This window comes from Calditrichota bacterium, assembly GCA_013152715.1.
In the GTDB taxonomy this organism is placed as follows: domain Bacteria; phylum Zhuqueibacterota; class Zhuqueibacteria; order Thermofontimicrobiales; family Thermofontimicrobiaceae; genus 4484-87.
Genome location: JAADFU010000018.1, coordinates 35,808 through 58,508, shown reverse-complemented (window position 1 = coordinate 58,508; position 22,701 = coordinate 35,808). Strand labels below are relative to the sequence as shown.

Here is a 22,701-nt window from a genome sequence, read left to right as displayed (position 1 = left end):
CGATGAGTCAAAAGTTCTTCCTTGGAATTTTTCAAACAAATTCAGCACGACCACAGTCTGAGTTTCTTTGGCAAGTCGGCTGAAAATGTCCGTCGTAGGCCCGGGAATGGGCTCTGCCAACAAACTCACATCGCCCGTCGCCGGGTTTTGCGGGTAAAAATGGGTGAAAGCCAACTCAGCAAAAGCAATAACACTCGCTCCTTCACGAGCGGCTTCCCTGAATGCAGCGACTGCCCGCTCAAGATTTTCTTCTTTATCTTTTGTTGTGTGTTGTTGGATTAAAGCAAGTTTGATTTTTCTGCTCATGATTTCCCTTGTCAAAAAAGATAGCCGCGAAGTCACTGATATGAATTTTGTAGAGAATCACCCCCCAAATTAATACGAGCGACTCCGCCTTCTATTTTTCGATTAGTTTGTCTTTATTTCTTTTTAGGCGCCGGTTTTTCCCATGCTTTGATGCCGTCGGTCATCCACTTCGGCGCAGGTTTGTCTTTAAGAAAATGTTCGAAAAATTGAAACATGCGCTTTGTCCAATCTTCCTGATTGACGCGTTTTCTGAGACCGTGCGGTTCGCCGTTGTAGTTGAACATGTACGCCTCTTTTTTCAGACGGCGCAGCGCCATGATGAATTCGATTCCCTGATACCAGGGCACTGCCGTGTCTTTGTCGTTGTGCATGATGAGCAGCGGCGTTTGAATTTTATCGACCCAAAAAATCGGGGAATTTTCAATGTAGCGCATGGGCACTTCCCACAGACTTGCACCGAGCCGACTCTGCGTCTTTTCGTATTGGAATTGCCGCACCATACCCGTTCCCCAGCGAATTCCGTCGTAGGAACTGATCATATTGCTCACCGGTGCGCCGGATTCCGCTGCAGCAAAAATATTTGTCTGCGTCACCATGTAAGCAATCTGGTACCCGCCCCAGGAATGACCGGCGATGCCCACGCGCTTGGGATCGACAATTCCCTCGCGAATCAGCATGTGAATTCCCGGCAAAACGCATTTCAATGCATCGTGTCCCGGATAGCCGGTATCGTATTCGATGTCCGGCTCCCACAACAAATAGCCATTGCTCACATAAAACGACGGATTGATGCTTGTTCCCGGAGCCGGATTGCGGAAATTATGCAAGCCGTCGTGCAGCGTTTCGTAAATATAAACCATGAGCGGATATTTTTTATTGGCATCAAAATTTTCGGGTTTAATCAGAATGCCCTTCAGCGGCTTGCCGTCAGCGCTGAGAAAATTTCTCAATTCGGCATACCCCCAGATGTACGGCTTCATCTGCGCGCCGAGATCGGTTACTTTTTTGAAAATAGTAAAATTTAAATCACTAATCCGTAAATCAGGAAATTGATCAAAGCGAGAGTACGTGAACATGAGCCGATCCGCATTTCTCGCTTTAGCAATTCGCCGTCCGAGTCCGGCATCACTCATGAACAATTTTTCCGGCAGCGCGTTTCCGTTTACTTTGTCCCGATAAAATCCGGACGCCATCGTTTCCGTGTTCACCGTTTTCAGCAGCATCGGTTTTGTCGGATCAACAGTGTCTTTTTCCCTGTCCAGATCGACGTAGCGGAAAGACAAATTATTTTTTCTGCCAAAACTTTCAGTGATGCATCGAGCATTTTTGCCGTCAGGATTAACTTGCCAGATGTCAAAGTGGTCGTAAATTAAAATAGATTTGTCACCGTCAGTCCAGCCGGCGATGCCGTAAGCGCGAGCCGGATTCGGCGTGTCCCAATCTTCCAGATCAAAGCGGACGCCAAGTCCTTTTGTCAGATTGACTGTGCGATTTGTTTTGATATTGTAGGCGAACCAATCTCCGTTTTCAAACCAGTAGGCGTATTTTGCGTTCGGGGAAATGCTGGCTCTGCCGTACAATTTTTGTTTGATCAATTTTCGGCTGCCGTTTTTGGGATTGACGATGTAAACATCGGAGTAAGAACCGTCGTAAGCGACCAGTTTCGCGTAAGGCCAGCCATTGTTGGCGTAAGCAATTTTTCCTGTTGGAGTGAGCAAAACGTCCGGCAATTTTTCGTCCGCCAATTTGACGAATTTTTTTGATTTTATGAAATAGACGGACTCCCACGTATTGTCGCGGACACGCTGCGCCATTTTTTTCTGCTGCGGCTGCGGATAGGGATCGTTCCAGTGCCAGAGATCAAATTTTGCTGTCTCTGTTTCGGTTGAGTCTTCCGGCTCTGGTGCCGGGATTTCTTTGACGCCGAAAGTGACGATTTTGCCATCCTTGCTGAATGAGATGCCGGATTTGTCACTCACAGCCATGCCTGCCGGAAAGTTTTTCGTCTCTTTGTGCGAAACCCACAGTGTCGCGGTTCTGTCGCCGATTTTCCAGCCGTACAGATTGAATGTCGGCGTGTCCGCCTCAAAGTCGTCCCTGTCTGTCAGAAACGCCAGATAGGTTTCGTTTTTGTCGGTTGCCCATTTTTTGTAATGGCCTTTGCCGGTGAGAATTGGCTGTGCCGCGGAAACTGTCTCTCCCAGTCCAATATCGTAAACGCCGTCATCGCCTGCTTTCTTTTTATCGGAAATGATAACAAAAAGATGATCGCCCTTTTTAGTGAAGCGATAGTCAGTGATGTGCTGAAATTTTGTCTCCGCTCCAGTTTTTAGCGAACGAACAATCAGTGGCGTCCCGTCCTTTTTTTCTTTTTTCTTTTTATTTTTTTCCTCGGATTTTTTTTCTTCGGTTTTAGCTTTGGATTTGTCTTTCTTTTTCGAGGTGTCTTTGGCCGCTTCCTTCAAATACGCCAGCCAACTGCCATTTTTTTCAGGCAAAGAAAAGCTTTTCACGCTGTCAACGACGACAACTTCGCCGCTCACCAGATCCAGAATGCCCATTTTTTTTATTTTTTTCTTTTTGCTTTTCTTCTTCGCTTTTTTGAGAGAATCCACTTCCGCTTTGGAATGCGAAATCATGAAAACGACATGCGTTGCTTCATAGTTAAATTTCGGTTTCGCTGCGGTGTGGGCGCTAGTGCCGTCACCGGAGAAGCCGACCAATTGACGAAAAGTTTTGCCCGAATCAACATTTTTGACCACCAAAAATGCATCGCCTTTCTGCGGTGTTTCCAAATAGAGAATCCACTTGCCATCCGGCGAGATTTGCGGCCGCTGGATGGATTTCCAGGTGTCGTAAACATCGTGGGTCAACGGTTTTTTGTCAATCGCTTTTAGCGGGGAAAAGATTGTCGCCAAAAGCATGAACAAGAAAAGCGCGAAAAGGAAATAGCGATGAGATTGCCTTTTGGGAATCATTTAATTACCTCCTTTGATTTGAAAGGATTAGTTTTTTTATTGTGAGATTGTTTTTACAAGAGAAACGAGACTCCGACCGCGGTTGTCGGATTAGAGCGAGTTTTGCAGAGAAATTCAGAGCCAGGAAGATCACAACCAAAAGGGTGAATGATGTCATGGATTTAATTTTTTGTTCAAAATAGTTTTTTGAAATGAACAGCCGCAGCATCGCGAAACTGTTCACATTTGATTCGATTGGATTTTTATTACTGGGCATGGAGCAACATGAGCGCAAATGCCGCAGCGTAAAGAAACAGCCCGAAGCACAAAATTTTTCCGCCGTTAACAAACGCGCGCGTCTTTCTGTTCCGGCGTTCGATTATTTTGATCAAAGTTTTTTGCGGTTCAGCAAAATTTTCTGCCGTCAGCCATTTCACGGTCATTACTTTCAGAAAAACCCACACCGCGGAAGTGAGCACCGTTGCCAAGCCGGCGATGATCAAAATCTGTGCAATCAGCGACGTCCCGGCAATTGATCTGCCGGAAAATCCGGTGACTGTAATGACAATCCCGGCGAGACTCATGAGCACCTGCGCCCGCAGATGAAGTACATTCAGTTGCCCTTCCAAAATATTCAGCGCTTGTAAAAAATTGTCGTTCACCAGGGTGGTGATTTGTTGCGCTTCTTTGTTCGCGGTTATTTTTGATTTTTTCTTTTTCATGATGTTAAAAGATAGGAAAATATAAAATAAATGTCAAATCAAAAATAGCATTTTTCTCAATGAAAAAGCTGCGCATAAAAATCAAACAAACTTCTCCCTTTTCTGCAGCATAATTAACCCAACCAGCACAGAAATAATCGTTCCGATAAAAATGTAGAGCCGGTTATTAAATGTCGTATCTGCCCAGACCGCTTCGTTTACATTTGACGGCACGGAAAAGGGATTCAAAAATAGATTGAATTTGTCGGGCAGAAAGCCGGTTCCGATCCAAAAAAATAGTCCGATGATGACCATGGCGACTGCCGTACCGTTGCCGTTTCTGACCATTGTGGAAATCATGAATGCGGCGCAGCCGATGAAAAAAATGGGAAACATGAGTTGGTAAACCATGCTGAAAACGGAAATCGGAATCAGTGCGACGGAGCTGAGCAGTGCCAGAATTAGTAAAATCAGCGCGACGACAAAGTAGATGAGCGCCATGCGCACCAGCCAGACTTTGTAGCGATAGTTGGGAATACCGAACAGAATTTCGATCATGCGCGAGTCCACATCATTTTGGATGCCGAAAACCGTCGGGTAAAATACGAGGAGCAAGCCTGGCACGAGCAGCCAGTAATAAACAATCCCTTCTGAAACTTCTGAATCTGAACTGGCTAAATTTAGAATAGTCACCAGTAAAAAGAAAATCACTGCCGCTAATAGGAAATAGAGAAACTTGTTGGCGAAAATGATTTTCAAATTAAATTTGACCAAACTATTGATTAAGGAGAGACTGTTTTTGATTTTAGTTCTTGAGTTCATGGACTTTGCTGCTCCGATTGTTGTCGATTAAAAAATTCAGGTATTTTTTTCGAATAATAGAATAGCTGTTACCACGCGCTATTCATGACCTTCAGTTTTGCGCAGCAGCCAGAGATAGGCGTCCTCCAGCGTCGGTAAAACGACTTTTGCATTGGAAACTGGTTTTTCTGCTGACAGACAGCGCGCGCGAATCTGCTCGCCATCGCGCATGTGGTGAATGATCTGATGCTGGCGGCGCAAGGTTTCAAATTCGCCGGGATCAATTTTAAATTGCCACACTTTTCCTTCGGCGAGGCGAGTCATGTCCTGCGGCGCGCCAAAATAGCACAGTTTGCCCCGATTGAGTACTGCGAGCATGTTACACGAGCTGGAAATATCTTCGATAATGTGCGTGGAGAAAATCACGATGCGTTCCCGCGCCAGGTCCACCAGCAAATTGCGAAAACGAATCCGTTCGCGAGGATCCAGCCCGGCGGTAGGTTCGTCCACGACGAGAATGCGCGGCAAATGCAGCAAAGTCTGGGCGATCCCGATGCGCTGCTTCATCCCGCCGGAAAAAGCCCCGATTTTTTGATCTTTCTTGTCTTCCAGATGGACAGCGCGCAGCACATAATCCACACGGTCGTCACGTTGTTTTTTGTCGTACATATTTTTCAAAATTGCCTGATATTGCAAAAATTCGTAGGCCGTCATATTTTCGTAAGTGCCAAATTCCTGCGGCAAATACCCAATCAAACCCTGCAATTCTTCCCGTTTTTGTTTCAGGTCAATGCCATTGATCCAGATGGTGCCGCGCGTTTGTTCCAAAATTCCGCAAATGATGCGCATCAGCGTAGTTTTACCGGCGCCGTTGGGGCCGAGCAAACCAAACATGCCGCTGCCGATTTCTAATGAAATTCCGGCCAGCGCCTTGAACGGATTTTTCTTTTTGCCGATAATGGGAATGATTTGCACAAAGCGGTAAAAAGACTTTCTGATCCCGGCAAAGCGCCCTGTCAGACGCATGATATTTATTTTTTCGCGGTGCAGTTTATTGGAAGTTACATAAATGGCGAGCGACAAATACCACACCACCGCGATGAAAATGATTGCCGGGATGTCTTTCCAGCGGAAATAGAAAATGGCCAAATTCAACAAAGGAAATCCCCAGAAAAATGCCGGAAAAAACCAATCAATAATTCGCCGGTAATATTTTTTGCCGGTTTTCTCAAATTGATTTGTCAAATAAATTTGAATGGGTTTCCAGAAAAAGAGACCGTAAAAATACACGGCGTGGCTCATGACAAAAATCCAGAAAAAGCTGTACAGGTAAAAATAGACAAAATAGATGAGAAAACCGAGCAACGGAATTTGCCACATGAGCGCGTCGAAGTCGCGCCATGAATGAAAATCTTTGTCCAGTCCGGCGCGCTGTCGGATGAATTTCCCTTTTTTCCACTCGCGGATAAATCGGGAATAGTCATCGTAAATTTTCACTACGTGTTTGATGCGAATGTGCAATGGTTCGTCGGGGCTGATAATATCCTCTCTGGCGCGGCGCAGACTCACTTTGACAAAATAGGTCGTCAGCGGTATCGCCACGATGAGCAGTAACAGCATGATCGTTTTCCAGAGCCAGGAAAAGAAATTGTAGTCGATCAGAAAAGCTCCGGCGATGAAAACGCCGAGCCAGATCAGTTTCGTTTTCCATTCCACGCCTCGCATCCACTGCAGCGCAGTCTCCAGTCCGGTGTAAACCGTGGGAATAAAAACCAGCGTCAGCAACGTGCTCAAAGACAAACCGCCAATGACGGTAATGGCGAACGGCGCGCCGATTTGCGTGACGTATTCGGCTTTGCCCATCGCCAGCGGAATCATGGCGACGATGGTCGTAATCGCTGTAATGAGAATCGGTCTGACTCGCGCCTGGCCGGCTGTCATTAGCGCGCGCGACCTGCGATTGCCTCGCTGGCGCAAAATACGCGTGTAATCGATCAAAATAATTCCGTTGTTGACCACAAGACCCATTAAAATAATGAAACCGATTAGCGTCAGCGGATTGATGATTGAATTTCCCGTTAAAATTACCGCCCACAACGAACCGATGGCAGCCATGGGAATGGAGAACATGATCACCAGCGGCGTGGAGAGCGACTCAAAAACAGACGCCAGAATCATGTACACCAGCAGAATAGCGGCGCCGATGAGAAAGTAAAATTCGTTCATTTCGCGCTCGTCGTGCACCACTTCAACCGCGACGCCCGGCGGCAGCTCCAGATTAGCGACGAGATCGTCTATTTGCTGACGCGCCGCGTTGAGCAGGGATTTAGAGCCATTTATTTCATCCAGTAACTTATAGGAAACTTCAACTTCTTTTTCCTGATTGACGCGGTTGATTTGCCCGGTGCCGCTAGAATAGACGATGCGGCTCAATTGATTCAAATCGACAATTCCCCCGGACTGAGACCGAATGCGCAATTCCCGCAAATCGTCCATATTTTTGTCTTCAGTATTTTCGCGGCGAATGATGATGTCGTACTCGTCCACGCCTTGCTTGTATTTGAGCCCGGAGCTGATTTCCGACTGAAAACTCGCCAGTTCCGCGGCGACGTTGGAAATGGGAACGTTAAATTCACTGAGCAACCGATTGTCAAACAAGAGTTGAACTTCGGGTCTGTTTTCGCTGACATTTACTCGCGCCCAGTCAATCGTGCTGAGATCTTCTAAATAGTAACGAATATCGTCAGCCAATTTGGTCATGACGCCAAAATTATTGCCCTTAATAACTACTTTTTCCGTTTGCGCGCCGATGCCCAACATTCGCTCAAATCCGGCGCCGGGATTTCGGCCCATGCCGCCGCGGAAGCGCTGGCTGGACTGAGGCTGCTCAAAACTGACTTCAGCGGAGCGGAAATCTTTGATGCGATCGTTTATTTCATCCTTGATTTGCGCCACTGTCCGATTTTTTATTTTCTGGTAATCTTTTTTTAATTTGATAGTCAGAATAGCCTCTTCTTCGTAAATCTGGCTGATGACGTCCTGCTTTTCCTCGATATCTGCCAATCGTTTTTCCAGATCAGCGACGACAAGGTCTGTCGCTTCGAGCGTGGAGCCGCTGGGCATGGTCACGTACAAATTGAAATCAGTCAGCTCCGGCTCTCTGGAAACGTCCACGCTCAACGCGAGACAAATGACTAAGCTGAGAAACAAAGCGATCACTGCCGCCAGAATCGTCCGCGGCGGGAAACGCATGGAAGATTTCAAAATGACGCGATAAATTTGCAGCAGGCGATTTTTCGGATTGACAATATTGAAATGACTTCCCGAAGGCCTGGTCTTTTTCCAGCGGTTCAAAAAGAAATGCGTCACCATGGGAATGAGCAGCAGAGCGACAATGAGCGAGACCAGCAGCGTGGAAATGATGGAGACAGAGATGTGCCTTCCCATCAAGCGCACGAAAAAATTCGTAGCAAAAACGAACGGGAGAAAAATGACCACGGTGGTCATGGTCGCCGCAAAAATGGAGCGCCAGACTTCTTTAGTGCCTTGAACGACCGAATCGGTGAGATTTCTGGTTCCCGACGAGGCAAGCCGATAGATATTTTCTAACACCACCACGCTATTGTCCAGAAGCATTCCGATTGCCAGCGCGATGCCGACAAGGGTCAGGCTGTTGATGGAAATATCATAGGCATAGAAAAAGTTGAACGCCGTGTAAATGGAAATGGGCATAGCGAGTGAAATGACGGCGACAAGGCTAAAATTTCGCAAAAAAAGATACAAAATGATCACAGCCAAAAGCCCGCCAATGATCGCTAACTTGATGATGAGATCAATATTTTTTTCCATCTCTTCGGCGCTGTTTTGCTGGATGACAATTTCCACGTCCTGCGGCGCTAATTTCTCATTCAGTTTGGCGATCACTTTCTGCGTTTCGTGGGAGAGTGAAATCAAATTCACCTGTGCGTCGCGGACAAGCTGAATAGTCAGCGCGTCTTTGCCATTGACGCGGCTGATCGAGGTCTCTTCTTTGTAACCAACAAAAACATCGGCGACGTCTTTCAAATACACAGGGCCGGTTCGGCGAACGATGATGTTTTCCAGATCGTTGACGTCGGTGTATTCCGCAACTAAATTGACAAAATATTGCTTGTCTTTTTCGTAAGCCTGTCCCACGAAAGTTTTATTTTGCGAGTTCTGGGCGATGAGTGAGCGGATCTGAGACGGCGTGATGTTGTATGCTTCCGCCGCGTCTTCTTTCAAAATAATCTCCACGGATTTTTCGCGACCGCCAAAAATTTCTACATTGGCGATGCCGTCGATATTTTGCAAATCCGGCGTGACTTTTTTGTCGATAATTTCCCGCAAACGATCCAGTCCGCCGCTGCCGCGCACCTGCAGGGACATGAACATATTGGACAATTGTTGGGTGTCTATTTTTAATACATTGACAATAAACTCCTCGGGCAGCGAATTTTTGACGGCATTCATCTGCTCTTGCAGTTTTAAATAAGCATATTTTATTTTCACATTTTTATTGTAATAAACCGTGATCATGCCGCGTCGTCTGTCGGCGTAAGATTCAATTTTGTCGATGCCTTCCAGTGTACTCGCGGCGCCCTCCAATGGAATGAGCGCTTGTTTTTCCATGTATTCCGGATCAACTTCCCGAACAGAAGTGACCTGAATGATGAGAAACGGCAATTCCGCGTCCGGAATCAGTTCCACCGGCAATTGTTTGTACGAAATGTAACCGAGCATGGTCACGGCGATAAAAAGCATGGTGATGAATGTTTTGCGATTTATGACGAAGCGAATGATGTTCATGGACAAATTTTTCCTTATTTGTTACAAAAAAAATAAACAAAAAATAGAACGCGGATGCACACGGATTTAGCGGATATCCACCGATAAAAAATTTCCAAGAATAGGCTTAAGACTTACCTGCGTCAAACAATTAACTCGTTTTTTTGTGCGCTTTTACGTCAAATATTTTTTACCAATCCAAAATAACGACAACTGTGCAAAGGTGCACGTCTTAAGCTTATTTCTGTTCGCTGCCAAAATGTATTTGATCAAAAACCAAATAGACACAAGGGATCACAATCAGCGTCAAGATCGTCGACGTGATCAAACCGCCGATCACCGCCAGCGCCATGGGCGCGCGGAGCGCTGCGCCTTCGCCGAAGCCAAAAGTCAGCGGCAGCAGCGCCAAAATAGTCGTCAAGCTGGTCATGATGATGGGTCTGATTCTGCGTTGCCCGGCTTCGATGATGGCGTCCCAGCGCGACAGTCCTTCCCGTTTCAACTGATTTATTGCATCCACTAAAATAATCGAGTCGTTCACCGCGATGCCGGCCAGCATGATGATGCCAATGTAGGCCATGATGTTCAGCGTTTTTCCCAACAGGAAAAAGATCAGAATCGCGCCCACGCCGGCAAGCGGAATCGTGAGTAAAATAGTGAGCGGGTGAATGAGCGACTCAAATTGCGACGCCATGACCATGTAAACGAGAATGATCGACAAAAACAAAGCGAATTTCAAATTGTGAAACGCTTCCGAACGTTTTTGTTCTTCGCCGGTGATTTCATATTTATAATCTGTCGGGAAATCGATGTCTTTCAGTTGATTGCGAATATCAGCGACGATGTGGTTAAACGGCCTGTTCGATTGAATGTGAGCTGTCACCTCTCCGATGCGAATCTGATTGCGGCGCTTGATTTCTTTTGGCGCATTTTCGATGCGAATTTTTGTCACTTCGGACAGCGGTATCTTTTGCTCGCCGTTATTGAGTTGAATATTTCCCAGTTCGCCCACGCTCATTTTCGGCAGCCGCAGCGTAATGTCTTTTAGTTCGCCTTCGTAATCCCAGGAGCCGGCGCTGCGGCCTTTGAGATAGTTCTGCAATTGACTACTAATTTCATTGATGCCCAGATTGTACATGCCGGCGGAGATTCGATCGACAACAAGCTCGACCTCAGGTCTGCCTTCGTCAAAGCTGGTCTCGATGTTGATGAGATCGGGCACTGATGCTACCTTTTTCTTCACCTGATTGGTCAAATCCTGGATGACGTCCAAATCTTCGCCCTTGATTTCAACAATTATCGGCGCGACTTCTGTGCCAAGTGTGGCTTGTAATGCTGTCTGCTCTTGAATGAACTGGGTTTCCACGTCGGGAATATCGCCCAAAACCTGCCCCAGATGAGCGATTATTTTTTGCGCCGGAATTTTGTGGTTGTCGTTGAGGATAATTTTTATAGTTCCGGTGTTTTCATCTTCCAAAATGGATTCTTCCGTTGAAGAGACATCCGAGGCTGCCGGGCCTATCTGGCTGTAAATCAAATTTATTTCATCGCCGTATGTTTCGTGGATCAAATTTTCAATGCCGGTGATGGTTTGCTCGGTGCGGCGAAGGTCGGTTCCCGCAGGCAATTTTACCTCAATGGAGAATTCACCCAGGTCTGTTTTGGGAATGAATTCGCTGCCCACGAAGGGGATAAGCAAAATCGAGATCGCCACTAACAAGGCTGCCGCGCCGATCACTTTCCAGCGGTGGGATAGCATCTTTGACAAAAAAGTCGCGTAACCGGGAAATCGGATCGATTTTTGTTCGACGTCGAGCTGCGGCGTTTTAAGCAATCGCGCGCTCAACATGGGAATGACCAAAATGGCGACGACTAACGATGAGAGCAAAGAAAACGCCACTGTCCATGCCTGATCTTTGAACAGTTCTCCTGCTGCGCCGTGAAGAAAAACGATGGGCAGAAAAACGACAATCGTGGTCAGCGTTGAGGCGGTAATTGCTCCGCCCACTTCAGCGGCGCCGCGGATGGACGCCTCTTTCAACGATAGCCCGGACTCTAAATTTCGAAAAATATTTTCCATCACTACAATGGCATTATCCACCAACATTCCGGCGCCTAAGGCCAGACCTCCCAGCGTCATGATGTTCAATGTGAGTCCGTTGAAATACATCAAGTTGAAAGTGGCGATGATGGAAATGGGAATCGCCAGACTGATAATGAACGTCGTGCCGACGCGGCGCAGAAAGACAAACAAGATCAGTATCGCTAACAGAATGCCGATCAGAGCGGTTTGCTTGACTTCGTCCACTGCTTGATTGATAAAATCTCCCTGATTCTGAATGACAGTGAGTTTGTAGCCTGGCAGCGCTTTGCGCAGTTTTGCCAATTCTTTCTGCAGGGCATTGGTCGCTTTCACTGTATTGAATTTTGTCTCTTTGTAAATTTCCAGACCCATGCACCGTTTTTGGTTGACGTGAACAATGTTCTCCGGGTCTTTGTTCTGCAATTTGACTTTGGCGACGTCCTTCAAAAAAACAGGTACGCGTTCCCGCGTCTGCGGGGTTTGACCGGTATTGGTCGCGGTTGGCTGCTTGTAAGTGACAATCACATTTTTGATGTCTTCCAGCGATTGGAATTCCCCGACTCCCTTGATGACATATTTTCTCCCCATCTCGACGATGGAGCCGCCGGAAACATTTCGGTTGTAACTCTGCAGCTTGCTGGTGATAGCGGACGGAGTCAGGTTATAGGCTTCCAGCAAATAGGGATTTGTTTCCAGCACAACTTCCTTTTCTTCCTGACCCAGTAGCTTGACTTCGGCAATGCCCTCTAATCGAATCAACTCATTGCGCAGATAATTTTCTGCGACCCGACGCAATTCGTCCATGTCGTCAATGTTTTCATTGGAAAATCCGAGCAACATGATCGGTGCTGTATTTGGATCGTGCTGCGTGATTACCAACTCTTCAATTTCGGAATTTTGCGTGAAACTGGTCAGCGTTTTTTGCAAATCCAGAAACGCCTCGTCCATGTCGGCGTCCCAGCTATATTCCACGGTAATTTGTGCGGATCCAACCCGGGTGACAGAAGAAACCTGTACGACTTTTTTTTGCCGAATGGCAAGCGCCTCGATGCTTTCCACGAATTGTTTTTCGATCTCTTCGGGAGGCTTTTCGCCAGCCTTGAGTTCCACAAAAATTCGTGGATTGTTCAAATCAGGAAAAAGATCAACCCCTAATTTGCTGAATGAAATATATCCCAAAAGCACAACCGCCAGCACCAGCATCAGGATAGTAATGGGATAATTAACAGAAAATTCAGTTAGTTTTCTCATAGTTCTTTCTTTTTATTTGAAATCTCTCAAACTCATTTTGATTGCCAGAAAAGTCGGCGAACAAAATTCAATTGGCGCTTCTGACGTTCATTTTAACGAATGATTTTCACTTTCGACCGATGCCGCAAAGTTTCAAATCCTTTGATAACCAACCGCTCGTTTTCTTTTAGCCCGTCGGTTACTTCGACTTCATCCGGATTCTCCAGTCCGGTCGAAATCACTCGTTCCAGCGCCGCGCCCTTTTCCGCGACAAAAACAGTTTTGCCGCGACGTTTCACCAGAATAACATCTTTGGGAATTACAATAGCGCTATCTTTGCGCGCAATGACAATTTCCGCCTTGGCGAACATGCCGGGTCGCAATTTCCAGTCCGGATTTTCTACCAAAATAGTGGATTTGAAAGAACGCGTGTCCGAATCCAGCGCCGGGGAAACCTGAGAGATGCGACCGGGCAACGTGTCTTCGGGCATCGTGTAATTCATCACACGCACCGGCTGATTTTCTTTTACCTGACCTAACCATTTGCCGGGGAGGTTAACTTCCATGTACAACCGGCGGTAGTTCATCATTTTTACCATTGTTTGTCCGGCGTCCACTTTCACGCCAGAAGTGAAATAAGGCAAATCAACGATGACGCCGCCAAAAGGAGCGACGATCTTCAGTTTTGCCAATTGAATTTTTGCGTTCTCATAGCTATACTGCGCGTTCATGTAGCTTTTTTCTGCATTTTTCAAATCGCGGTAAGTTGCACCGCCTTTTTCGTAAAGCGATTTTTGTTTTTCCAGTTCCTGTTTGGATACTTCCAGTTCCAACTTTTTTGACTCAATCATAATTGAGCTTTCTAACTCAGGGTTGTCAAGATAAATAATTACGGCGCCTTGCGGCACAAAATCGCCCAATCCGTAAGGCTTTCCCGTCTTTGGATTCGTCGCGAGACGATAAAGTCCCGATGTTTCCGATTTCAATGTCGCTTCTTTAATGGCTTTGACCGTACCCGTCGCTGTCAGAAATTCTTCGATGGGTTTTTTCTTTATCTCTTGCACGGATACCGGAACTGCAACTTCAGCGCCGGTGTCGCCCTGTTGACCGCCGCATCCGATCAAAAAAACGATCATTCCCAAAAGCAAAATTGTTGACTTCAGTTTCACGCTTAACTCCTTTGTTTTTTTATACTTATTCAGCCGCAGAATCGCAGAGACCACAGAGAGAAAAGAGAAACCACGATAAGGCTTGCGTTTGCTGCAGATGTTCATAAAAAATAAAATCAAAACGTTTCAGCTAAAAAAATAATGAGCTTTTTTGTCAAATCCGGATAAATTTTCGACCATTTTTTTCGCACGCAATGCAGAAAAATAGCTATCAGTATTGCTCAATTTGCGGCACAACCTGTTGATCTTTTTCGAAATCGTAAAGAGACAACACTTTCAAGTTGAGCAACTCCAATTTGTAATTGATCAGAGCGCTGATGCGATTCATCTTTGCCTGCGAGAGCTGATTCTGGAACAGATTCAAATCCATGCTCGTGATGTCGCCGTTTTTGTAACGCTCTAAATTGATATCGTAAGTGAGTTGCGCGTTGCGTACGTTTTGGTTGGCAATTTCAATCTGATTAACGAGGTTTTTCAGATTTCGATACGCCTGTCTGACCTGGATGATGATATCGGTTTTCTGGTCGTCCATGGATAATTCTTTGTCTTTCACCGAAGCCGTAAACGCTTTAATACGCGATTTTTTTTGTCCCCAATCGAAAAGCGGGATGTTGAATTGGATGGAAAAACGTTCGTTTTTAGTCGGCGCGTCGAAAACACTATTCACATTTTCGTCGGTGCCTATGATGCCGTAGGACAAACTCAAATCGCCGCGGAACTCATTAGTCGCCGATGCTTGAATGAGGTTGAATTTGGCGTTATCGACGGCGATCTCTTTTTGCCGCAATTCCATGCGATATTTGAGGGCCGTATCCAGCGCTTTTTGTAAATTCACTTCAACCGGATGGTGCGCGATATCCGCCGTGACTGAGATGTCGTCAAAAATCGACAGGCCGATCAATTTCTTGAACGAATCCATCACGTTTTCCAACTCGGTTTGCGAATTTTGCACTGAGGACTTGCTGGAGGTCATGTCCAACTCTGCCTGATACAATTCCTCTCGCGCAGCCAGACCGGCGTCCACTTTGTTTTTAATAATCTTGTAGCTCTCCTGCCGATTTTTGTATTCGTCGATCGCTATGTCAAGACTGGCTTTTTTCAGATACACATTATAAAAATCTTGTGTGACCTGATATTCAAGAAAAAGTTTTTGAATGGCGTAACTCAAAGCAGCGTTTTCCAGGTCTAATTTTAGAGTGTTCAACTCCAATTTTGTCCGGTTGTAGGTGAACAGTGGCTGCCGAAAACTGAGGTAAAGATCATTGCTGTACGTTTTGCTGCTGTTGCCGCTTGTTCGGGAAGTCGGATCCTCGCTGTAAGAATCCCGCCAGCCAAATTGATTGATCAAGGACAGAGTGCCGTCGGTCCAGGGAATGGGCTGAGAGATCATAAACTGGCTGGTTGATTGTTTGCTTTCGCTCTTGTACCAGGTGGAGAAAAAGTCAAAAAATTGCTGACTGTGCGTATAGCTGAACGGCGTCAGTGACAGGCTGAATTGCGACTTCAGTGACGCTTTTTGTGCGTTGAGCATTTCTCGGCTTCTCTCGAGATTGAGTTGAGAATGCTTAATCTGCGGACTGTTATTCATGGCAATCTGCAGCGCCTTGTGCAGCGTCAGCGGCTCTTGCGCAAATGCAATAGTGGAAAAAAGCAGAATTGAGAACAAGAGTCCGACTTTCCGGAAAATGGTTTTTTTTAAGACACACATTTTTCAAAATCCTTCAATTGTTTCTTAATTTTTCTCGGTGTCCTCTGCCAATTGGTGGCTGAAGACTGAAGTTTATTTCGCGCAAAAGTTTTTGTTTTGCCGATCATGAAATTAAGTTAATAAAAAATCACCACTGTCAAATCAATTAATGTCTGACCCATTTGACGGCGTCGGCAAATACGACTCTGCCTTTGGATTTATTTGTCAATTCGACCTGAGTCTTGCCGGCGGAAATGTAATACGTGCCCAAAAGAGACCAGCCTGTTTCTACGTTGCTCATGTCAAGCTCCACTTCTTCTTCTCCGTCGTCATGGTGAACGATGAAATGGAAGTCCTGAATGAAATTGTTTTTCCTGCGTCCTCTTCGCATCCAGGGCATTTCGATTTTTGTCGAGTAATAATAGACGTCGTATTGCCCGCTTTTTTTAATTTCAGCGGTCCAAACAGCCCTTTTGTTTCCGTCTCCGGATTTGAGGTAATGCGCCGAATGGATAAATTTGCCGAAAAAGTCGGCGTTGGTCGTAGCGCGCCAATTTGCCGGCGGACGCCAGAAATTAAAGCCGATATATTTTTCGTCCTCTGTGTTTTTAGACCGGAATAATTTTTTAATAAAACTTTCTTGGTGTTGTGAGAGCGCGGCAAATCCGGCGTCTTCATTGTCCACGACGATTTCGTTCGGCTCAATCCATCTCAAATGATCCTTCAAATTACGGACTCCTTCAAAGGCGACTGCTTTTTTGTCCATTTCCAGATTATCGAAACGGCGGCTGATGGTAGCCGGCAGATTTTTGGAAATTAAGGTATTAATTGTCAACATTCGCGGTTCGTCATCGAGGACAACGCCGATCTCTTTGATTTCGTTCGCGCCTATGCGGAAAAATTTTTCTTCCGGCTGGTCGGCGCCTGATCTGCCCATGCCAAAAAATCTGCCGTGACCGCCGGCCATGCGAAAGCTGACTGAAATCAAACCTTCCACGTCTTCAGTGTTTTCGATTTTGAATTTAATTTGATAGCGAGTGCGATCGTTGTCGATAAATTTGTAAGCGACGATGTTGGTCGTCAAAAACGCGGGCAATTTTTTGGTTTTGTACCATTGTTCAAAATACGGCATCAGATCAAAATTTGATTTTTGCTTCAAAGCAGTCGTGAATTCAGAGATTTTGGTGGTTGAAAAATGGTGCTGGCTGAGAAAATCAGAGATAAAAGTATCGAACTTCTCTGCTTTGATTTGACTTTGAATGTACTGAAAGAGATATTGACCTTTTAGTTTTAGCACGCCGTCGATGATGTCTTTTTTGGCAGGATCTTTCAGAAGCTCCTCCAGGCTTTGATTCGCAAGAGCAAGATTTGCCTTTTCATCGTCGGTCAATCCGACAAAAAAACGCCGGAAACCGGAGACGGGATTACTTGTTTTCTCGCTCAAATAAGATTCAAAAGCGACGTTAAAAATTGGCGCTGATGAAGATGAGAAATTATTGACGTAGGTAAAATAATTGGGGAAAACGTGATAATCGGGATGCAGCCCCAACATGCTTTCTTCGAAAAACATGCGCCGAAACCCGCTATTTAAAAGGCCGCTGCGCAAAAATTGCGTAAAAACGTTGCTTTGTCGCTCTTCCGGCGTGATAGATTGATTGCTGCGATCTGTCATCCGTTTTTGCCAACGAAATTGGTTGCTAAAATCTGCGCCATTCATTAATATGCCTTTTTCGTGCACCAACGCCATTTCCGGTTGCACCGCCTCGGTGCCGACTGTCCACAAGTGCGGATAATAGAAAAATTGAATGGGAACTTCAACCAGAGAGAAACGAGGAAAGACATATTCCAGTCCGATTTTATTTTCGTAGTCTTGTTTTGTGTCGCGAATGAGCGCCGCCAGCGTGTCGCCAATATCGGTGAAATACGAAGAAAAATAATCATGGGATTTTAAATAAAACAGACGATAATTCACGCTATCCACAGCGATAGATTTCTGCTCATATTTCCCAATGACCAGCGTGCGCTGAGTCAATGGCCTGTCCGAAGTGAAAACGAATTTGCCGTCGCCTTTGTCTTCCATTCTTCCCTGAGAAATGACAGTAAACTTGGGATTTGTTTTGACATTTAAATTGAATGAGAAGAAATTTTTGTTCGTTTTTTGAGGATAAAGTGCGCTGGTCGGCAACCCGGCGCCGGGGTACCACTCCGCTGCCGGAGTTAATAGCACATAGTCGGGCTCAATGAACGCAAATTTTTTGGCGACATTGTACATCCATAGTCGGTACAATTTCTGACGCGCCTTTTCGTCGGCGTCAAGGTAACAAGCCTGTTCGTTAATTGAACCGGCGTAAGCGAAAGTCAAGGAATCAACTTGTCCCGGCGATAGCGGAGCCGTCGGATTCACGAGGATGAGATTCTTTTGCTGAGTAAAACTAATCTTGCCAGAGCGGGAACTGACCGCTTTCACTTTGAGTCCGGGGTTGAGAGTAAAAAGATACTCGTCGATATTTTTGTCGGTGGCGTTTTTGAAAACGAGCTTGGCGTTGACGTCAATTTTGTCGCCCTGATGCAGCAAAGTAACGTCGTAGCGCACGGGCTGAACCGCTGCTTTGTCAACGAACTGTTTGTTCAATTCCATGATGCCGCTTCTGAGCTCTGTCCCCTGAGAAAACCCGGAGAGATAGACAAATCCCAGCGTTATTGCCGCGGCGATACAGAGAACGGAAAACACGCCGGAAAAGCGGGTCATGGCACTGGATTGTGGCAAGCGCTTGATCATGAAAATTGTCGCGAAGACAAAACCCAATCCCAACAGGAAATAAATACCACGATGGATGAGAATCGCTCCTAAATTGCCAAATCCAACGAAATCAGAATATGTCAATGGTACATTGAATGCCATGTAGTCAAAAATGTAATGCGCTTTACTGGCGAGGAAAAAAAGCGTCACGGCGATATAGCCCAGCAAAACAATGAAGGTGACGGCCTGGTTGCGAATGACTACCATGAACAAAAATGACAGACCAAAAATAAACATCAGCGTCGGTAAGCTGATGAGCAGCGGATAGAGAAAATACGGCGCGAGAACAAAGCTTGCCTGGCTGAAAAAAATATGAAAAATGGCTGAAATAATGAGCACAATAATATTGAGGGCAAGAAAAACCAACAAAATGCCCAGCATTTTTCCCAACACATAGTCGCCGTTGGTCATAGAGCGCATGTAAATAACTTCTGTGGTGTCCAGTTTTTTGTCGCGCTTGAGAAAGTCGGACGCCAGAAAAACGCCGATAATCGCCTGCACGACGTTCAGCAACAGAATGTCCATGTAGGGCAGCGATGCGTTCAAGCCGTTCATAAACCAGGGCGTCCGTCCAACTTTGGTGTGCATGCCAATATCGAGGAGAATCAGAATGAGAATGGCAAGTATGGAAAAAATACGAAAAAACCAGCTTCGCAGCAAGGTTTTCATTTCATAGCGAGCGACGGTCAAAATTTTATATAAGGACAACATCGCAAAATCCTCTCTATTTTATTTGATGGATTTTCCTTGTTTTGACAAATTAATTCAAATCATCATTCCATTTTTGTCCCATTTCAAATTCCATGAAATAGACGTAGGCGTGCTCCAGATTGGGATCGATTTGTTTCCCCGGGAAATCGTCCAATTTGTCAGCGACGATTTGCACTTCCCACCCGTTTTCTGAAGGAATGGTGGAGATGACGGGATATTTTTCTTTGATTTGTTCCAGTTCGCTATCGATGGCGTTAATTTCCCAGACATGACCGCGGGCTTTGTCGATCAGTTTGTCTGGCGCAGCGTTGAACACAACTTCTCCGTTGTGCAGTAGCGCCATGTTGTTGCACGTGCTGGAAATATCCCCGACGATATGTGTGGAGAGAACAATGATGATGTCTCTTTCCGCCATTTCGGCTAATAAGTTACGGAAACGGATTCGTTCTTCGGGGTCAAGTCCGGTGGTTGGTTCGTCCACGACAACGATTTTAGGGTCGCCGATGAGCGCTTGCGCGATTCCGAGGCGTCGCTTCATGCCGCCGGAGAGTTTGTTGGCGTTGCGGTCTCTCGCTTCGTAGAGGCCGACTTTTTCCAGCATTTCATCGACAGCTTGTTTTCGTTTTTTGCTGTCTTGCAGGCCTGAAAGACTGGCGACGTAATCGAGAAATTCCCACGTTTTTAATTTTTGAAAAAAGCGAAAATCCTGAGGCAGATAACCCAGCATGGCGCGAATTTCTCGTCTGTTTTTTCGTAACTCAAGTCCGTTGTAGTGCGCCGTTCCGCGGGTGGGTTTCATCAGCGTTACTAATATTCGCATCAGCGTCGTTTTGCCGGCGCCGTTCGGACCCAGCAAACCAAACATTCCGCTGTCGATTTCCAAATTAACATCTTTGAGAGCCAGATTGCCGTTTTTGTACTGTTTGGTTAAATCTTCGATCTTGATTCTCATCTAAAATCCCCTTTTATTCAATCGTTCTGTTTAATCATTGGTCAGAGATGGTGAAGGTTTCTTGAAGGATAGTCTGCCCTGAAAATGCTTCAGAAAATGACTCTGCCAATCATAACTCTTTTAACAAGCAAACAACTGAAAACTTGTGCTTGCGTATGTTAAATTTCAAAATAATAGGCAAACGTTAGTTGAACATTTTAACGAATAATTTTTCCGAAAGTTGCATCAGAAAATATACCGCCTGATGCATTTTTGACATTCTTTTTTGCCGCTGTAACTGATCAAAATTTCACTTTCCGGTTTTAAGCAAAGTTTTTCCCTGTTGAATCGAAAAATTTTCTTTCGGCTTGACTTTTTCGCCTGACGTTGTTATATTGCATTTGAAGGTTTCATCTCTGACAAAATTCGTCTGGAATTATTCTGAACACTGCAATTCGGAGAAGCCAATGTTCCGCTGCAAAAATTTGATTCTTCCGCTGTTTTTTGCTGTTATTCTCATGAGCTGCGCCGGCGTTTACCAGAGAAAACCGCTGATTTTGCCGGAAGAAAGGCTTGCAACTGCGCTGGAGAGAGTGACCGATATTCCGGAATTGTCCGGCGCACTGGTGGGCGTCATGGTGCAATCGCTGCAAAGCGGGGAAATTTTGTACGCGAAAAATGCAGAAAAATTGTTCATGCCTGCCTCCAATGAAAAAATCCCCACCTCTGCGGCAGCGCTGCTCAATTTTGGACCCGATTTTCGCTACCGGACCCGCGTTGTAACCAATGGGAAAATTGTCGGTTCTGCGCTGCAAGGTGACTTGATCGTCATCGGCAGCGGCGATCCTACCATCGGTTATCGGTTTTGCCAGCGGCGTGACAGTTGTCGGGCATTCGCGTCCTGGATCGATTCGCTGAAATCGCTGGGCATCGAATCCATTGCCGGAAATGTCGTGGGCATCGACGATGTTTTTGACGACGAATTTATCGGCTACGGCTGGACTGTGGACAATTTACCCTATTCCTACGCCGCGGAAATCGGTGGGCTGATTTTCAACGAAAATTACGCGGCGCTTTCAATCATGGCGGACAGCGCGGCTGACAAAATTGACGTTAAAGTATTCCCGGAAATTGGCTATCTTGAAATTGTTCCGAAATTAGCTTTTGGCGTTGAGACCGACTTTAACATCAGCAGATTGTACACGACCAACCGGGTGGAATTGACCGGAACTATTGAACCCGGGAAAAAGCGCAGCCAGAATATTTCCATTCACAATCCGACGCTCTATTTTACGACGGCTCTGAAATCCGAGCTGGAGAAAAGCGGCATCCACGTCTCCGGCGACGCCATTGATGCCGATGATTTTCCCGCTGTCAAAAATGACTCGCTGTTTCAAACCCTATTTGTTCACTATTCTGATTCTCTGAAAAATATTTTGAAAATCTTGCTGAAAGAATCGCAAAATCTGTATGCGGAAAGTTTGACAAAATTGCTGGGCTATCATTTCGGAGAAGGCGGCACATTCGCCGAGGGAAGAAAAGTCATTCAGAGCACGCTGCGCCGATTCGGTTTGCAGAAAGAAAATTACCAGTACATGGACGGTTCCGGACTTTGTCGTTACGATTACATTTCTCCGGCGTACCTGACGAAGATTTTTCGCCGTATGTATTTTCATCCCTACGGGAAAATTTTTCGCCAATGTCTTCCCATCGCCGGCGTGGATGGCACAATCGGTTATCGCATGAAAGGAACTGCCGCCGAAGGAAAGATTTTCGCCAAAACAGGCACCATCTCCAATGTCCGCTGTCTGAGCGGCTACGCTTTTTCAGCAGACGGAGAGCCGCTGGTGTTTTCCACTATGTTTAATAATTTTCTTTGCCCGGTGCAGGTCGTGTTGGATGTTCAGGATCAAATTTGTATGTTGCTGTCCTCATTTCACAGAACTCGCTAATGCCAATGAATATCAAAAGTGAACTGAAAAGATTAAAATTTAACATTTCTGCCGTTTTGTTTGACTGGGGAAATACGATTATGCCCATTTTCCCCGACCAATTCGGCCCCATGGCGATGTGGGAGCGGCTGGAACTTATTCGCGGCGCCGAACAGATTCTGCCTCAATTGCAACAAAAATATTCGCTCGCTTTGCTGAGCAATGCTGACGATTCAGACAGAGAACTTGTCGGGAAGGCGTTGCTGGTGGTCGGTGCAGCAAAATATTTTTCACATATTTTCACGCCGCAGGAACTCATTGCCAGAAAACCAGCGCCGCAATTTTATCACAATGCGTTGAAAAAAATAGGCGTCGAACCCGAACATGCCATCATGGTCGGCGATGACTATGAAAAAGACATTATCGGCGCCAAGCAGGCGGGATTGTGGACGATTTGGTTCAATCAAAACGGAAAAACAACAGCCTCAAAATATCCGTACCATGATTTTGAGATAAATTCACTGCTGCAAATCCCGGAAATTTTGGAGCGAAAATTTAAGCGGCAGGCAAATGTTTAAAGAGAAATTT

11 protein-coding genes and 1 pseudogene (1 of these 12 cut by a window edge) are annotated in these 22,701 nt (G+C 45.9%); 2 read left to right on the top strand and 10 right to left on the bottom strand.

Annotated elements, in window-relative coordinates:
• The 10 genes and pseudogenes from GXO74_01705 to GXO74_01660 form a co-directional block, all read right to left on the bottom strand.
• Window positions 1–294: pseudogene (locus tag GXO74_01705) on the bottom strand (carbon-nitrogen hydrolase family protein) (it extends 537 nt beyond the left edge of the window).
• 125 nt (window positions 295–419) lie between these two features.
• Window positions 420–3,284, bottom strand: coding sequence for a S9 family peptidase (locus tag GXO74_01700; GenBank protein ID NOZ60375.1), 2,865 nt, complete (start codon window positions 3,282–3,284; stop codon window positions 420–422).
• A gap of 245 nt (window positions 3,285–3,529) precedes the next feature.
• Window positions 3,530–3,985, bottom strand: coding sequence for a hypothetical protein (locus tag GXO74_01695; protein ID NOZ60374.1), 456 nt, complete (start codon window positions 3,983–3,985; stop codon window positions 3,530–3,532).
• 81 nt (window positions 3,986–4,066) lie between these two features.
• A complete protein-coding gene (locus GXO74_01690) occupies window positions 4,067–4,786 on the bottom strand; it encodes a hypothetical protein (GenBank protein ID NOZ60373.1) in 720 nt (239 codons plus the stop codon).
• A gap of 78 nt (window positions 4,787–4,864) precedes the next feature.
• On the bottom strand, window positions 4,865–9,583 hold the full coding sequence (locus GXO74_01685; protein NOZ60372.1) for an ATP-binding cassette domain-containing protein: 4,719 nt from the start codon (window positions 9,581–9,583) through the stop codon (window positions 4,865–4,867).
• 226 nt (window positions 9,584–9,809) lie between these two features.
• Window positions 9,810–12,905 (bottom strand): efflux RND transporter permease subunit, encoded by a 3,096-nt coding sequence (locus GXO74_01680; protein NOZ60371.1) that lies wholly within the window; start codon window positions 12,903–12,905, stop codon window positions 9,810–9,812.
• 92 nt (window positions 12,906–12,997) lie between these two features.
• Window positions 12,998–14,158, bottom strand: coding sequence for an efflux RND transporter periplasmic adaptor subunit (locus GXO74_01675; GenBank protein ID NOZ60370.1), 1,161 nt, complete (start codon window positions 14,156–14,158; stop codon window positions 12,998–13,000).
• Window positions 14,159–14,264: 106 nt separating this feature from the next.
• Entirely contained in the window at window positions 14,265–15,719 is a 1,455-nt protein-coding gene (locus tag GXO74_01670; GenBank protein ID NOZ60369.1) for a TolC family protein, read from the bottom strand.
• 187 nt (window positions 15,720–15,906) lie between these two features.
• Complete coding sequence (locus GXO74_01665; protein ID NOZ60368.1) at window positions 15,907–19,251, bottom strand: hypothetical protein; 3,345 nt, start codon at window positions 19,249–19,251, stop codon at window positions 15,907–15,909.
• A 49-nt stretch (window positions 19,252–19,300) separates the two neighbouring features.
• A complete protein-coding gene (locus GXO74_01660) occupies window positions 19,301–20,203 on the bottom strand; it encodes an ABC transporter ATP-binding protein (GenBank protein ID NOZ60367.1) in 903 nt (300 codons plus the stop codon).
• A gap of 446 nt (window positions 20,204–20,649) precedes the next feature.
• On the opposite strand from GXO74_01660, the gene dacB reads away from it, so the two are divergent.
• Both dacB and GXO74_01650 read left to right on the top strand, forming a co-directional pair.
• A complete protein-coding gene (gene dacB, locus GXO74_01655; GenBank protein NOZ60366.1) occupies window positions 20,650–22,134 on the top strand; it encodes a D-alanyl-D-alanine carboxypeptidase/D-alanyl-D-alanine-endopeptidase in 1,485 nt (494 codons plus the stop codon).
• A complete protein-coding gene (locus tag GXO74_01650; GenBank protein ID NOZ60365.1) occupies window positions 22,134–22,691 on the top strand; it encodes an HAD family hydrolase in 558 nt (185 codons plus the stop codon). Before dacB ends, GXO74_01650 begins: the two co-directional genes overlap by 1 nt.
• The last annotated feature ends 10 nt before the right edge of the window (window positions 22,692–22,701 follow it).